A 14,695-nucleotide genomic window follows, 5' to 3' on the forward strand; every position below is an offset into this window, starting at 1 on the left:
GCATAGATCATTACCCACTCAGCGAGAGTTAAAATGTTCGTAATCGCGGCGTGTTACCGCAGGTATAGTGGTTCTACATCAAGGTGACACAACAAAGAGTACGGACATTTTAAACTCGCCCTTCGGGAAGGTCTGGCAAGCTTCCTAGCTTCATTCTGGAAATTTGAAAGGGAACGGCCATTCCTGCATTCCCACGCTTTGCTAGGAAACTTGCCAGCGCCTTCTGAGTGGGCAATGATCTATGCGGATTGGTATTACACCCACAGCGGCAGCTGTTTAGTTGGCTTAGCCCCTTGTCGTAACGGCCTGAAATAATCTTTATTTTGATAAAACTTCGCATCCTGCGGTGAATGCCATAAAGGCACGCCTAACAAAGGAAGGGGCTTTAAGAGCGGTGTAATCTGAAAAGCATCGAGTGCTGAAATTCGGGCTGACATTGCATCGTCAAGTACGGCGCGTTGTTGCCATTGATCGAGCTCACTAAATCTTTGAGGTACTGAAACCGCGAGCCACTTCCCAGTGAGCCCAATAAACGGGTTCAGCATCATCTCTAAATTCGCATGCCCAAATACATAGGGCGTTACTTCAGCATGCCAACGCCCTCGATTTACAAGAAATACCTGCTCCCATTCATGGGTGGCCAGTTGCTGTAGGAAACCTTCTAGGGATTCAACGGCATTTGGTCTGGGCTCTTCTATCGCCAGCACCACGCCACACTCATCAAAGTGGGTAATCCGATTGCGACGTGCGGTGCGAGGGTTTACGCCGTACGCCTCGATATCGCTTATATGCAGTTCATTTAATAAGGATTTTGTTTTGGGAAATTGCAGCCAGATTAGTGCATTAAACAAATCGTGCCAGCTTTGCTCTCTGGTAGGGACAACCCCATCTTCACTAATAATCGTTTCATAGTAACGCTGTTCATCTTCTGAAAACTGGCTCTGTCCTTTAAATACAGGCCCCGTCCATTGCTTGTGATATCTAGATGTAAGTTCATTAAGCACATCAGGAGATGGAAACTTACTATGACTCATTAAACCGAGTTCATCTAAAAGAATGGTTACAGGATAACTTGCGTGTTTTTTTAAGTAGTCTTTACAGAAAGGGATTGAGTCTGATTGCATATCAACTATTGGTTCGCTCTGGGGTTTTCTCTATACTGAGCAAGTATTGTAGAGCAAACAGAGACTAACAATGAAAAAAATGTTTTTGCCATTGCTTGTACCTACCCTTCTGGGCGTAAGTGCTTGCACACCTAACAACGACAGCGCGTCACAAGATCAGTCTGCGAAAAAAGAGATGCCTGTGGCGTCTAACTTTGACAGTGTTTACAACAATATTTCAGACGCCGATATTCGCGAGCCATTAAAGGTACTGTCTTCAGATGAGTTTGAGGGCCGTTTACCGACGACTGAAGGCGAAAAGAAAACCATTGAATACTTGGTTAATGAATTTACCAAAGGGGGGCTTAAACCGGGTAATGGCGATAGCTTTTTACAAAAAGTAGCCCTTATGGAAATTACGGCTGACCCAGATATGACCATGACTATTGGCGACAACAACTTCGCATATAAAGAGCAAATGGTTGCCTCTTCCAAGCGTGAACAGAGCTCAGTGTCGCTCGAAGATTCAGAATTAGTCTTCGTTGGCTATGGTGTGAATGCACCAGAGTACGACTGGAACGACTACGAAGGGTTAGATGTTGAAGGCAAAACAGTCGTCATGCTAATTAATGACCCGGGATTTGAAAATCCAGAAAGTGGTAAGTTTCAAGGCACAACGATGACCTACTACGGTCGTTGGAGTTACAAATATGAAGAAGCGAGCCGTCAGGGCGCTGCTGGCGCCATTATTGTTCACGAAACTGCCCCTGCCTCTTACGGCTGGTCAGTTGTTGCTAACAGTTGGAGTGGTCCGCAGTACGGCCTTGTAAGCGCCGACAAAGGAGCAAGTCGTGTGGCTGTTGAAGGTTGGTTAACGTTAGATGCAGCGAAAAAAGTGTTTGCTGATGCAGGGCTCGACTTTGACCAAGAGAAAGCAAACGCCATGCAAGGTCCTTACAGCAAAGCGATGGATATCAACGCATCGGTTACGGTTAACAACACCTTCAAAAAGTCAGAGAGCAACAACGTTATCGCGACTCTGCCGGGCGCAGAGTTTCCTGATGAGCATGTTATCTACACGGCACATTGGGATCATTTAGGTAAAGATGAGAGCAAAGAAGGCGACCAAATCTATAATGGCGCTCATGATAATGCGACGGGCACTGCGGCTATTCTAGCCATGGCCAAAGCATACTCAGAGTTGACGCCTGCACCAAAACGCTCGGTATCATTTTTAGTAGTAACTGCTGAAGAGCAAGGGCTGTTAGGCAGTAAATATTATGCAAGCAATCCTGTTATTCCGATTGAAAATACGGTTGCTAATATTAACATGGACGCAATGAACGTATTAGGTAAAACCAAAAACGTTGCCGTTGTAGGCATGGGTAAGTCAGAAATGGAAGACTATCTTGAAGCCGCTGCGGCTAAGCAAGGCCGTACACTGACTCAGGAAGACAGACCAGAAGCTGGGTACTACTACCGCTCAGATCACTTCAGCTTTGCCAAGCAAGGTGTTCCAGCACTGTACGCTGAAGGCGGAAATGAACCAGCAGATGAAGAGACAGCCAAATACAGAAAACGTATGAATGTTATTGTTACTGGCTGCTATCACCAAGTGTGCGATCAGTATCGTGAGGATTGGGATTTAAGCGGTATCGTACAAGACACGCAAATGCTGTTTGATGTGGGTGTAGGTGTTGCAAATGCAGAGGCTTGGCCGAAGTGGAATGAAGCAAGCGAGTTCCAGCGCCAAAACTAAATCACCTTGACGTAAAAACGCAAAGAAGGCCGCGTCTTCTTTATCGTTAATAAAGGGTTTCTTCGTGAAACCCTTTTTTATTGACCCGCATTAATTTACTTCCCTCTATATTAAGCACTGCTTACCGCATTCATAAGCTTACCTTTGCATGGAATTAGGATAAAAATGTTAATAAACGGCTATTTTGGGATAAATGGAATAAGAATTTCCATTTTCTCATCATAATGTACTTGCAATTTCCTGTCAGACTGGCACATTCAGGGGCACGCGAATAAGAATAACAACAAATCATCGCCCACTCGTACGCGAGTACCGACAGAAAAAACTTCTATTATTTTTTTCAACAAGTGAACAGAGAGAATCCGTTATATGTGTGGTATTTTCGGTATCCTTGATATCAAAACCGATGTGTCTGAACTCAGAACCCAAGCCCTCGATTTATCAAAACTTTTGCGCCACCGTGGCCCTGACTGGTCGGGTATCTGGAATAATGACAATACCATTCTTTGTCACGAAAGATTGGCGATTGTCGACGTTGATACAGGGGCGCAGCCTCTTATCAGCCAAAACGATAAACAAATTCTTGCCGTTAACGGCGAGATTTACAACCACAAGCAACTTGCTGCTAATCTAGATGAGCCGTACCCATTTAAAACCCGTTCTGATTGCGAAGTTATTCTTCCGCTTTTTCAGCAAAAAGGCATCGACTTTATCGATGAACTAGAGGGTATGTTTGCGTTCATTCTATACGATGAAGAACAAGACGCTTACCTTATTGCCCGCGACCATATTGGTATTATTCCGCTTTATACCGGTTACGATGAACACGGTAACTTCTATGTTTCATCTGAAATGAAAGCGTTAGCAGGCGTATGTAAGACAATCAGTGAGTTCCCTCCTGGCCACTACCTGTGGAGCAAAGAAGGTAAAATCACCAAGTACTACAAACGCGACTGGATGGAATACGACAACGTAAAAGACAACACCAGCAACCTAGAAGAGCTACGTGTAGCATTCGAGAAAGCTGTGAAGTCACACATGATGTCTGACGTTCCCTACGCTGTACTTCTATCGGGCGGTTTAGACTCTTCACTGGTTTCAGCTGTCGCTGCGCAGTACGTTGCAAAGCGCGTTGAAGACGAAGACAAGACAGATGCATGGTGGCCTCGCCTGCACAGTTTTGCTGTAGGTCTTGAAGGAGCACCTGACCTTAAGGCAGCGAAGAAAGTGGCCGACATGATTGGCACCGTACACCATGAAATTCACTTTACCATTCAAGAAGGTTTAGATGCCATCCGCGATGTTATCTATCACTTGGAAACCTACGATACAACAACGATCCGCGCCGCTACTCCAATGTACTTAATGACACGCAAGATTAAAGCGATGGGCATTAAAATGGTGCTATCGGGTGAAGGTTCTGACGAAATTTTTGGTGGTTACCTATATTTCCATAAAGCGCCAAACGCCAAAGAATTCCACGAAGAAACGGTACGTAAACTTGATCGTCTACATATGTTTGACTGTGCGCGTGCTAACAAAGCCACATCAGCATGGGGTGTAGAAGCTCGTGTACCATTCTTAGATAAGAACTTCATTGACGTAGCTATGCGTTTAAACCCACAAGACAAAATGTGTCTAGATGGAAAAATGGAGAAGTGGATCCTTCGTAAAGCGTTTGATAACGGCGAAACCCTTCCAGCAGAAGTACTTTGGCGTCAAAAAGAGCAGTTTGGTGATGGTGTAGGTTATTCGTGGATTGATTCAATTCGCGATTTCGTTGAAAACGAAGTGACTGATCAGCAACTTGCAACAGCGGAATTCCGCTTCCCAGTTAACACACCAGACACCAAAGAAGGCTACTACTACCGCACTATTTTCGAGAGCTACTTTCCTCAGGAAAGTGCGGCGCGCTGTGTGCCAGGCGGTAAATCTATTGCGTGTAGTACAGCAGAAGCACTTGAGTGGGATGAGAGCTTTAAAAACAACGCAGATCCTTCTGGCCGTTCGATGAAAGGCGTCCACGCTGGCGAGTCTTAATAGACAATCGTACAAGCAGAGCTAACATTAAAAAAACGCGGCCTAAGCCGCGTTTTTTATTGTCTATTTATTCTTTTGAATCTTCTGTTTTTGGTTTATACCATAAAGCAGAATTAGTAAGAGGGGTCTCAATGGGTAATAACGGGTTTTCGAGAGTGAAAATTTTACGCTCATTAACCCCTAAAGACGCTAAGATTGGGGCGTACGTAGATTCAAATAACGCATCAAAAGAGCCATCTTCAATGGCTCTGTTAAGGCCTGTTTCAATGAGATTCGCTAACGTCTTGTTACTTGAACTTACAAAGTAATACATAGCGGTGGGGTAATACAGCGCCATTGAAGGCTCAAGGTAAAGGTTGTTACGACGACCTTCCACCTCCAGCTCTGCGTCCACTTCCATAACAGAACGAGGAAAAAAGTCCCCTTTACCTTGTTTAATCATGTCATACGCTTCGCGAAACTCAGGCACAGTAAACACGTTAAACCCGTTGGCTTGAAGAATTTTGGTGTCCGGCCATTCTTCACCCTGAATGGGTATAAGTTTACGCATGTCGGTCAGCGATAATACATCGTCGAACTTCGTCTTTTTATTTTCGTTAATAACGAAAACACGAAGACCTATAAGCCCTTTTGCGATTGGAATACGAATGGGGGTCAGTTCCTTCTCGCGCTGGCTGTCCGTCATACTCCATACTACGTTAACTTCTCTGTTTTCACGCAGCTGACGCATCGCTTTGCCCGTCAGCAATATACGATCAGAAGGGCGTAGCTCATAATTTACGCCGGTTTTATCGAGCGCAAGTTTAAGCAGTGCTATCGGATATTGAGCACGGGCATCTGAGTCGTCAATCGGACGCGGATAAGTAATTGTCCAAGTAGCGGCCTCAACCATTGATGCAGCAGTAAAAGAACATAAAGCGACGGCCGCTATCACGGCTTTTTTTAGCAGATTAAAGCTATGCATCTTCTTCATGTCCTTTGTTAATTTGATTACTTAAGCGCAAGACGTGTTTGCCACAAAGGCGGCGCATTTCAAACACTTATTCAATACCAATGTATTTATGTGTTTGTAAAGATAGCCGCCAGTTACGTTCAATACAAGTACGCACTGCAAGTTCTGTGGCTCTCTTTTGCTGGCTAATTGGTTGTAAACAAACCTGTTTTCCGTCTAATGACGATACATTAGCAAGCAGCGCATCAAGCTCGTCAATATGCTTTTGCATTGCGATGGGGTGCTTGATTTCATTCGCTCTTTCAAGGGCACTAACTAAGACGTCATATCCGCCTTTCATGTTTATTTTAGGAGAAACCGTCACATACGTACGCGTGTCACAAAGTACCTCAAAAGTACCGCTGGTCTCTATTTGTGTTGTGTATCCGTTGTCGTGAAGTAGGCTCGTCAGAGGACGTAGGTCGTACATACATGGCTCACCGCCGGTAATAACCACATGCTTTGCCACATAGCCTTGTTTCCCAAACTGAGCCAGCAAAGCCTCCTCACTGGAGATGAAATAGGTTTCAGACTCTTCGCCTTTTGTGATCACAGCTTGTGGCGACACACTCAAGTCAGGCTTAATTTCCCACGTATGTTTTGTATCACACCATGGACAGCCCACAGGACAGCCTTGTAAACGAACAAAGATAGAGGGAATACCAGTGTGAGCACCTTCACCCTGGATAGTTTCAAACATCTCATTGATGTTTAATGTGGACATTACAGACAATTTGACACCCTTTAACGATTGTATGTTGGGATTTTACCAAGGATCACATAAAATTCGGGCATAATTTCTTAAATCTTCGAAAAACTATGTCAGAAAACGTTGTTGTTATCTATTCAGGAGGCATGGACTCCTTCACAGTGCTGCATAAGGCGCTAAAAGCAGGCAAAAAAGTTCATGCACTGAGCTTTAACTACGGACAACGCCACAAGAAAGAACTCGATTATGCTGCCAACGTGTGTAACTCGCTTAACGTTCCTCACAAAATTGTAGATATTAGCGCCATAAATACACTCATAGGGGGTTCAGCGTTAACCTCAGATATCGAAGTGCCAGAAGGCCACTATGAAGAGCCAAGCATGAAACAAACCGTGGTGCCCAATCGCAACATGATTTTGTTATCGCTCGCCGTTGGCTACGCGGTCAGTTTAGACGCTAACGAAGTATACTATGGCGCTCACTCTGGCGATCATGCCATTTACCCAGACTGCCGCCCTGAGTTTGTTCATAAAATGAATGATGTGTGCGGCATTGCGAATTATACACCGGTTACGATTATGACGCCTTATATCGACGACAGCAAAACCGCTATCTTGACCGATGGTCTGTCAATGGGACTGGATTACGGCCAAACGTGGACCTGTTACAACGGCAGAGAAAAAGCATGCGGAAAATGCGGTGCGTGCGAAGAGCGCTTAGAGGCGTTCAAGGAAAATAACGCCGTCGATCCTCTAGAATACGAATAGCGTAATCTGAAATAAAAACACCTCTTATTGTTTATAAACGCTTTAATCCAAGCATTTATAAACAATAAGAGGTGTGATCGCAGGTGCTTGCTGCTACTACTTTTGACTCTCTGAAATGAAGTAGCTCAATTCTTTAATACAGTGACGTAATACTGGGTTTAATCGCGTATTTTTTCCATTCATTACAAACAGTTCGTGACTAAATTTAAATAAGCTCCCTTTTGCAATAGGTACGAGCCCAAGTGCAGCGCCCTGCTCTTTCGCCATATAGTCTGGCAGCAAACCAACATATTCGCCGGTCATAATCGCAGACATCGCAGCATCAAATGAGTCTGAAAAAGTTTGAATCGATAATCTGGTTTCATCTTCAATGTAGTTTGCCGACGACAATCCAGAAATACCAATGGCAGGATAATCACCAATTTTCACGCCTTCTGGTAAATCAGTATCGCGATACTTTGCCAGAGGATGTGTAGGCGCACAGTACAATCGCCCTTCAGTTTTAATGCCGACAGGATGAAAAGTTACTGATTCCGGTTTGACCATGTCATAGGTTGAAACAACGAGGTGGCACTCACCAGATAAAGCGACATGCTCAACTTCATTATATAAACGAGTTTGGATATTAACGTGAATATCGTCAAATTTCTTCATTGTACTTTTAACCGCTTTACTTACGGCTAAGTGCATAGAAAGTGGAAGGCCAGCCATTAAGACCAAAGTGATATGGCCTGAGTAGTCATCATGCAGCGATTTCAGATTGAAGACAAAATTGTCGAAGGCATTAAAGATGCGTTTGGTTTCTTGGAAAACCACCTCACCCTCTTTTGTCATTTGAAAGCCACCACGACCGCGATGACATAACACCAAATCTAAACGTTCTTCCAGTTTTTTGATGGCTGCACTGATGTTGGGTCGTTGCATACGCAACACGGGTTCTGCCGCAGTAAATCCGTTGCAGCTCGCTACAGCGTAAAACACACGCAGTAGCTTTATATCTGACTCCTGAAGACGATTAAGCATATTAGCACCTGTTTATAGGTATAGTTATCGATACTCAACTTAGAACTATATTCAACTAATTGTGCTATTACAACGACATTTTGCGGCTTTTCATCTCATTTTTTATTAAAAATTTGAGTTTTGTGCTACCCAAAAACTGACGTCAAGTCGTATTGTCCACAGGAAAAAAGGGGGATTTTCTTACATCAAAAGGAAAAGTGCTGTAGTGAGTTATCCGGTTTTATACGGAAAGAACCCACATACAGCCTCTGCTAGCGGGGCACATCGCCATTTTTAAGAGAGTGTAACAACTTGCTTTCGAAGTGCTTCAATATCGTCACGCAATGATGCTGCTTTTTCAAACTCAAGCTCGCGCGCATATTCAAACATCTGCTTTTCAAGCTCCGTGATTTGGTCCATTAATTCAGTAGCACTTGCTGTTTTCTGTTGCTTCTTCTTCTCTTCAACTTTGCGCAGTCTGACTTTTCCAGACGCAGGGTGCGCGCTGTCGCCTAAGTCCATAATATCGGTAATAGGCTTGTTAAGTCGCATCGGCGTTATACCATTTGCCTCATTATGCGCCATTTGCTTCTCACGACGGCGCTCGGTCTCGTCCATCGCTTTTTTCATCGACTTGGTAATACTGTCAGCGTACAAAATAGCTTTACCATTCACGTGACGCGCGGCTCTACCAATAGTCTGAATTAATGAACGCTCGGCTCGCAAAAAGCCTTCTTTATCGGCATCTAAAATCGCCACCAGCGACACTTCCGGCATGTCTAAACCTTCACGTAAAAGGTTAATACCTACCAACACGTCGAATTTACCCAGTCGCAAGTCTCGGATTATTTCAATTCGCTCTACGGTATCGATATCCGAATGCAGATAACGAACTTTAACGCCGTGCTCATTTAAATACTCGCTTAAATCTTCAGCCATACGCTTGGTTAAGGTAGTAATAAGCACACGCTCGTCAAGCTCTACCCGTTTTTGTATTTCAGACAGGACATCATCAACTTGAGTGGCTACAGGACGTACTTCAATAACAGGGTCTAGCAGGCCCGTTGGACGCACAACCTGCTCTACTATCTCACCGTCAGTTTTCTTTAATTCATAATCGCCTGGCGTCGCAGAAACATAGATGGTTTGGGGGCAAATCTGTTCAAATTCTTCAAACTTAAGCGGACGATTGTCCAACGCCGACGGCAGCCTGAAACCAAATTCCACCAAGGTCTCTTTTCTAGAGCGATCCCCGCGATACATTGCCCCTACTTGAGAGACAGTTACGTGAGACTCATCGATAAACATTAGGCCATCTGCTGGAAAATAGTCCAATAAGGTTGGAGGTGGTTCGCCCGGTGCTCTTCCTGAAAGATAGCGAGAGTAATTCTCGATCCCAGAACAATAGCCAAGCTCCATCATCATTTCGATATCGAACTGGGTGCGCTGTGAAATACGCTGCTCTTCAATCAGCTTATTCGCCTCTTGAAGTTGCTTTTTGCGATCGCCAAGTTCTTCCTTGATATGCTCAATAGCATTGAGGATTTTCTCTCGAGGGGTTACATAGTGCGTTTTAGGAAAAACCGTTGCTCGAATAACTGACTTGTCGACAGCCCCGGTTAGCGGGTCGAACAGACTAATTTTATCTATTTCATCGTCAAAAAGCTCGACCCTTACGGCTTGCTTTTCAGAGTCCGCAGGGAAAATATCTATAACATCGCCACGCACACGGAACGTACCCCTTTCAAACGCTAAATCGTTACGCTTGTACTGCAGTTCTGCAAGGCGACGTAAAATGTCACGTTGGTCCATGGTGTCGCCCTGGCGAAGGTGCAATAGCATCTTCATGTAGGATTCAGGGTCACCCAAACCATAAATAGCCGACACACTCGCTACAATGACTACGTCTCTGCGCTCCATCAACGCTTTAGTGGCGGACAGTCGCATTTGTTCAATATGATCATTGATTGACGCGTCTTTCTCAATAAAGGTATCTGTACTTGGAACGTAGGCTTCTGGCTGATAATAATCATAATATGAAACGAAGTACTCTACAGCGTTATTGGGGAAGAATTCTTTCATCTCACCGTAAAGCTGAGCCGCTAATGTTTTGTTGTGTGCAAGAATAAGCGTTGGTCTCTGCACTTCTTTGATGACATTAGCCATGGTAAAGGTTTTACCCGACCCCGTAACACCAAGCAGTGTTTGGCCGGCCAAGCCACTTTCTAGGCCATCCACCAAAGCTTCTATTGCTTTTGGCTGGTCGCCTGCTGGCTTGTATTTAGAATGAAGCTCAAACCCTCTACTCATTTACTTAACCTTTTCTTTAGCTTACTGCTTAACATCTTGCTTGCGGTCAAACTACTCAACATTAAAAACGCACAGCCTTAAATAGCCGCTCTGGTATTAGCTGTGCTCAGACGTTTCTTTATCTAATTCAAACTGAGTAATCGCACGTTTGAAAACAACAAATGAAACACACGCCATTGCAATATTGGCAATGACCGTTCCTGCAAATAACCCTTTCAGTTCAAATAGAAAACTACCCGCAACGCTGATAGGTACGAAGAAAACAAATAAGCGGATGACACTTAACGTTAATGCCGTCATTGGGCGATGCATGGCATTCAACGATGAGTTAGTCAGAATGATAATGCCTTGCATGCCATAACCCAGCGGTACAATCATAAGAAACAGCTGTATTAGTACGCTTACCTCTGCTTCATTAGCAAAGGCGACGGCTATCCAGCTAGATAGTCCCCACATGACAAGAAAAATGGCGAACTGCCAAAACAGAACAAATTTCAATGTAAGCGAATATGCCGTTTTTACCCGTTCTACTTGGCCTGCCCCAACGTTTTGACTGATAAATGGAGGCAGTGTCATGGAAAGTGCTAGCACAACAATACTTGCAATAGACTCCATTCTATTTCCCACTCCCCACGCTGCAACCGCTTCGGCGCCGTAACCAGCAACTACAGCTGTCATCACGCCACCGGCAACGGGAGTAAGCATATTTGCACCCGCCGCAGGTAGTCCTATTTTGAGAATTTCACGGCTGCTATCACGCAACTCGGCAAGTGTCAGCAGTCGAGGCAACATCAACTTTCGACGAACGGCTAAAATATAAAGAATCCATAATGCACCAACTATCCACGCTATAAAGGTAGCGAGTGCCGCACCTTTTATTCCCATTGCCGGAATGGGTCCAAGTCCGAAAATGAAAATAGGATCAAGCAACGCGTTTAATCCGCCGCCTGCCGCCATAACAATACTGGGTGTGCGGGTATCGCCACACGCTCGCAGCACACTATTACCAACCATCGGCATAGCAAGAAAGATGCTCGACAAGTACCATAGCCCCATATAGTCAGATATGTACGGCATTAGATTGTCTGTTGCATTAAGCAACTTAAACACAGGCTCTATGGTGAAAAAGCCAATTGCAGCTAATGCACCCACAAGCAAAACGGACAGCATTAATGAACCCGTCGCATAATGTTGAGACTTGGTTATTTCTTTACTGCCCTGTAACTTGCCTATAATTGCAGAGGTACCAATACCTAAACCTATGTTTAGGCTTATTACGGTAAAAGTAACGGGAAAGGTAAAACTAATAGCGGCTAAAGGGTCGGTGCCCAACAAGCTCACAAAAAAGGTATCGATAAGTCCAAAGCTCATCATCATTACCATTCCCAGTATCATGGGAATGGTCATACGCTTTAACGTAGTACCTATATCTCCTTCCAATAAGTCGGAAGTACGTTGTTTAGCGTTACTTTTTATCACTTGAGCTCCGGCAAACTAAAATCCCCTCATCAATTGCGCGTTAGTGTAAAAGAGTGAACACTATTTAGCTATGCGTATTCGACAAACAAAACAAAGCATAAGAGGGTTGTATGAAAAGCGATGTTTTTGACAAAAGTACGTGCGATGAACCATTTCGCTGGCTACGCCACAAAACTACGAGTTTTTTGTAAAAATAAATCAAAACACGTGCGTATGTGTTCATTACAGTTTAATTTCTATCCTGTTTCACTTTTAATATGCAGGCAAAACGTCTCGGGCGCATCTAGCTATCCAAATAGAGCGTTTAAAAGACACACAAAAATGTTAACAAAATGTAAGGCATTGAGAATTAAGATGGATTTCATTGAATAGCATTTAGGCATTCGTTGAATTAACACACAAGCTACTTTTTGTTCAACCGATCTATTCCGATCGAGAAACAAGATCAAAAAAAACACCCTAAACCCCTGTATTAAAAAGATTATCCACTCAATAACGCCATAACCTCATTAGATCAATACGTACGCGATCTCGTAAATAACTACAGCGATTCTAAGCTATCAACATAGTTATCCACAGATTTAGTGGATAACTAACGCCAGACCATATTCGGCGGGATTTCGTGCTCGATTAATTTCTCAGCACGTAAGTGGTGACTAACCTTTTAATCCTCAGGTACAGGTTACAGATTTATTAAAGCCTGTACATAATACCAGTATGGAAGCGCTTTTTTATTCTATTTAGTTATACCCTTTAACTTTAGTGAGATATATAAGAAAACGAGATGGGTAAAACTATCAATTACTAAAACAACCTCTTGTTCATAAGCAATGAGGGAATAATGTGCAGTTATTAACCATCATTTTCTCAGCATTGACGACAAAATGAACATAAAAGCCGTAAAAAGCTATTTTTTGCGCAGTCAGCACAAATATTTCATTTATGTTGTTGACAGTTCCTAAGTACGTCTTTAATATTCGCCTCCGTTGAAGCACAGGTCCCCCTTAGCTCAGTTGGTTAGAGCGACGGACTGTTAATCCGCAGGTCCCCCGTTCGAGTCGGGGAGGGGGAGCCAACTTCAGCAAACAACTTAGGTGTCGATTCCCCCTTAGCTCAGTTGGTTAGAGCGACGGACTGTTAATCCGCAGGTCCCCCGTTCGAGTCGGGGAGGGGGAGCCACTTAGTTGGCTCTTAATCGCCTCACCCACTTCATTCTATTTTAATTCCTAAAACAACGCGTTTAGACATTAAATAACCCTAATTCAATCAAGTTGTTAAACCCGTTCTAAAAAGGGATAATAGACCTAATCTGTTTTTCTTTTTAATCCGCGGGCATTGTCCGTCAAAATTCCTCGAAGGAATTGCGTTATTCATGACTGAATTTTTACTGCTATTGATTGGTACAGTACTGGTTAACAATTTTGTGTTGGTTAAGTTTCTCGGCTTATGCCCGTTTATGGGTGTGTCTGGCAAACTTGAAACTGCCATGGGCATGTCTATGGCCACCACATTTGTTCTCACCCTTGCCTCTGCATCGAGCTACCTAGTGGAAACCTATCTACTTGCTCCACTGGGCATCGGTTACCTTAGAACGCTTGCCTTTATTCTTGTTATCGCGGTGGTGGTGCAGTTCACAGAAATGGTCGTGCACAAAACCAGCCCTACCTTATATAGATTGTTAGGTATATTCCTTCCTCTTATCACAACCAACTGTGCAGTGCTTGGTGTAGCGCTATTAAACCTTACCGAACAGCATAATTTCATGCAGAGTCTTATTTATGGTTTCGGCGCTGCTGTGGGGTTCTCTCTTGTACTGGTGTTATTTGCGGCCATGCGTGAGCGTTTAGCTGCTGCTGATGTACCTGTATCTTTTAAAGGTGCCTCAATCGCTATGATAACCGCTGGTCTCATGTCCCTAGCATTTATGGGCTTTAGTGGACTGGTGAAAGTGTAATGACGATATCTACCGCAATTATATTCGCCATTGTTGCCATTGGCGTCCTTGCGCTTATTTTTGGCTTGGTTCTGGGCTACGCGAGCATTCGCTTTAAAGTTGAGGGCGACCCGCTTGTTGAGCAAATAGATGCCGTACTACCACAAACTCAGTGTGGCCAATGTGGATATCCGGGCTGCAAGCCTTATGCTGAGGCAATAGCTGAAGGTGATGATATTAATAAGTGCCCACCTGGCGGCGAGGCAACGATTAAAAAGCTCGCAGACTTGATGGGAGTTGAACCTAAACCCCTTGATGCAGCTCATGGCGAAGAAGACGTTAAAAAAGTCGCGTTTATACGCGAAGACGAATGTATCGGCTGTACCAAATGTATTCAGGCCTGCCCTGTCGATGCCATTTTAGGTGCCGCCAAACACATGCACACGGTTATTACTGATGAATGTACAGGGTGCGACCTATGTGTAGATCCCTGCCCTGTCGACTGTATCGACATGGTGCCAATTGCTCAAACAACTTCTACATGGAAGTGGGATTTTGAATCATCGCCTAAAGGTGATATCCCCATCAAAATGGTGTCGTAA

General features: G+C 44.1%; 11 protein-coding genes and 2 tRNA genes. 7 read left to right on the forward strand and 6 right to left on the reverse strand.

Going from position 1 to position 14,695, the window contains the following annotated elements; genetic code table 11:
- Window positions 1-254: 254 nt before the first annotated feature.
- Complete coding sequence (locus MHN00_RS00005; protein WP_239299774.1) at window positions 255-1,124, reverse strand: DUF3025 domain-containing protein; 870 nt, start codon at window positions 1,122-1,124, stop codon at window positions 255-257.
- 70 nt (window positions 1,125-1,194) lie between these two features.
- Between MHN00_RS00005 and MHN00_RS00010 the strand changes: the two genes are divergently transcribed.
- The gene (locus MHN00_RS00010; protein WP_239299776.1) at window positions 1,195-2,862 is read left to right on the forward strand and encodes a M28 family metallopeptidase; all 1,668 of its coding nucleotides are present in this window, start codon (window positions 1,195-1,197) and stop codon (window positions 2,860-2,862) included.
- A 369-nt stretch (window positions 2,863-3,231) separates the two neighbouring features.
- Entirely contained in the window at window positions 3,232-4,902 is a 1,671-nt protein-coding gene (gene asnB / locus MHN00_RS00015; RefSeq protein WP_014948790.1) for an asparagine synthase B, read from the forward strand.
- A 67-nt stretch (window positions 4,903-4,969) separates the two neighbouring features.
- Here asnB and MHN00_RS00020 read toward each other — a convergent pair whose 3' ends face one another.
- A complete protein-coding gene (locus MHN00_RS00020) occupies window positions 4,970-5,866 on the reverse strand; it encodes an amino acid ABC transporter substrate-binding protein (protein ID WP_014948789.1) in 897 nt (298 codons plus the stop codon).
- Window positions 5,867-5,942: 76 nt separating this feature from the next.
- Window positions 5,943-6,617, reverse strand: a complete 675-nt coding sequence (queE, locus tag MHN00_RS00025; RefSeq protein ID WP_239299778.1) for a 7-carboxy-7-deazaguanine synthase QueE — start codon at window positions 6,615-6,617, stop codon at window positions 5,943-5,945.
- 95 nt (window positions 6,618-6,712) lie between these two features.
- Between queE and queC the strand changes: the two genes are divergently transcribed.
- Window positions 6,713-7,369, forward strand: a complete 657-nt coding sequence (queC, locus tag MHN00_RS00030; protein WP_014975995.1) for a 7-cyano-7-deazaguanine synthase QueC — start codon at window positions 6,713-6,715, stop codon at window positions 7,367-7,369.
- Window positions 7,370-7,465: 96 nt separating this feature from the next.
- Here queC and MHN00_RS00035 read toward each other — a convergent pair whose 3' ends face one another.
- The 3 genes from MHN00_RS00035 to MHN00_RS00045 form a co-directional block, all read right to left on the reverse strand.
- On the reverse strand, window positions 7,466-8,392 hold the full coding sequence (locus MHN00_RS00035) for a LysR family transcriptional regulator (protein WP_014948786.1): 927 nt from the start codon (window positions 8,390-8,392) through the stop codon (window positions 7,466-7,468).
- A 273-nt stretch (window positions 8,393-8,665) separates the two neighbouring features.
- Window positions 8,666-10,681 carry an excinuclease ABC subunit UvrB gene (uvrB, locus tag MHN00_RS00040; protein ID WP_014948785.1) on the reverse strand — a complete coding sequence of 672 codons (2,016 nt, stop codon included), beginning with the start codon at window positions 10,679-10,681 and terminating at the stop codon, window positions 8,666-8,668.
- 96 nt (window positions 10,682-10,777) lie between these two features.
- Window positions 10,778-12,076 carry an MATE family efflux transporter gene (locus MHN00_RS00045; RefSeq protein ID WP_275444139.1) on the reverse strand — a complete coding sequence of 433 codons (1,299 nt, stop codon included), beginning with the start codon at window positions 12,074-12,076 and terminating at the stop codon, window positions 10,778-10,780.
- Window positions 12,077-13,158: 1,082 nt separating this feature from the next.
- Here MHN00_RS00045 and MHN00_RS00050 point away from each other — a divergent pair.
- The 4 genes from MHN00_RS00050 (at window position 13,159) to rsxB (ending at window position 14,695) form a co-directional block, all read left to right on the forward strand.
- A tRNA-Asn gene (locus MHN00_RS00050) sits at window positions 13,159-13,235 on the forward strand.
- A gap of 27 nt (window positions 13,236-13,262) precedes the next feature.
- Window positions 13,263-13,339, forward strand: a tRNA-Asn gene (locus tag MHN00_RS00055).
- Between the two features lie 193 nt (window positions 13,340-13,532).
- Window positions 13,533-14,114, forward strand: coding sequence for an electron transport complex subunit RsxA (gene rsxA / locus MHN00_RS00060; RefSeq protein WP_014975993.1), 582 nt, complete (start codon window positions 13,533-13,535; stop codon window positions 14,112-14,114).
- Window positions 14,114-14,695, forward strand: a complete 582-nt coding sequence (gene rsxB / locus MHN00_RS00065; RefSeq protein WP_039226568.1) for an electron transport complex subunit RsxB — start codon at window positions 14,114-14,116, stop codon at window positions 14,693-14,695. The genes rsxA and rsxB overlap by 1 nt, the downstream gene beginning before the upstream one ends.

Source organism: Alteromonas sp. Cnat2-8, from assembly GCF_022348355.1.
In the GTDB taxonomy this organism is placed as follows: Bacteria; Pseudomonadota; Gammaproteobacteria; order Enterobacterales; family Alteromonadaceae; genus Alteromonas; species Alteromonas macleodii.

Bases quoted from the DNA above. Each gene is read 5' to 3' on its own strand.
- MHN00_RS00005 (WP_239299774.1), bottom strand. From the start codon at position 1,124: ATGCAATCAGACTCAATCCCTTTCTGTAAAGACTACTTAAAAAAACAC.
- MHN00_RS00010 (WP_239299776.1), top strand. From the start codon at position 1,195: ATGAAAAAAATGTTTTTGCCATTGCTTGTACCTACCCTTCTGGGCGTA.
- asnB (WP_014948790.1), top strand. From the start codon at position 3,232: ATGTGTGGTATTTTCGGTATCCTTGATATCAAAACCGATGTGTCTGAA.
- MHN00_RS00020 (WP_014948789.1), bottom strand. From the start codon at position 5,866: ATGCATAGCTTTAATCTGCTAAAAAAAGCCGTGATAGCGGCCGTCGCT.
- queE (WP_239299778.1), bottom strand. From the start codon at position 6,617: ATGTCCACATTAAACATCAATGAGATGTTTGAAACTATCCAGGGTGAA.
- queC (WP_014975995.1), top strand. From the start codon at position 6,713: ATGTCAGAAAACGTTGTTGTTATCTATTCAGGAGGCATGGACTCCTTC.
- MHN00_RS00035 (WP_014948786.1), bottom strand. From the start codon at position 8,392: ATGCTTAATCGTCTTCAGGAGTCAGATATAAAGCTACTGCGTGTGTTT.
- uvrB (WP_014948785.1), bottom strand. From the start codon at position 10,681: ATGAGTAGAGGGTTTGAGCTTCATTCTAAATACAAGCCAGCAGGCGAC.
- MHN00_RS00045 (WP_275444139.1), bottom strand. From the start codon at position 12,076: ATGATACTGGGAATGGTAATGATGATGAGCTTTGGACTTATCGATACC.
- rsxA (WP_014975993.1), top strand. From the start codon at position 13,533: ATGACTGAATTTTTACTGCTATTGATTGGTACAGTACTGGTTAACAAT.
- rsxB (WP_039226568.1), top strand. From the start codon at position 14,114: ATGACGATATCTACCGCAATTATATTCGCCATTGTTGCCATTGGCGTC.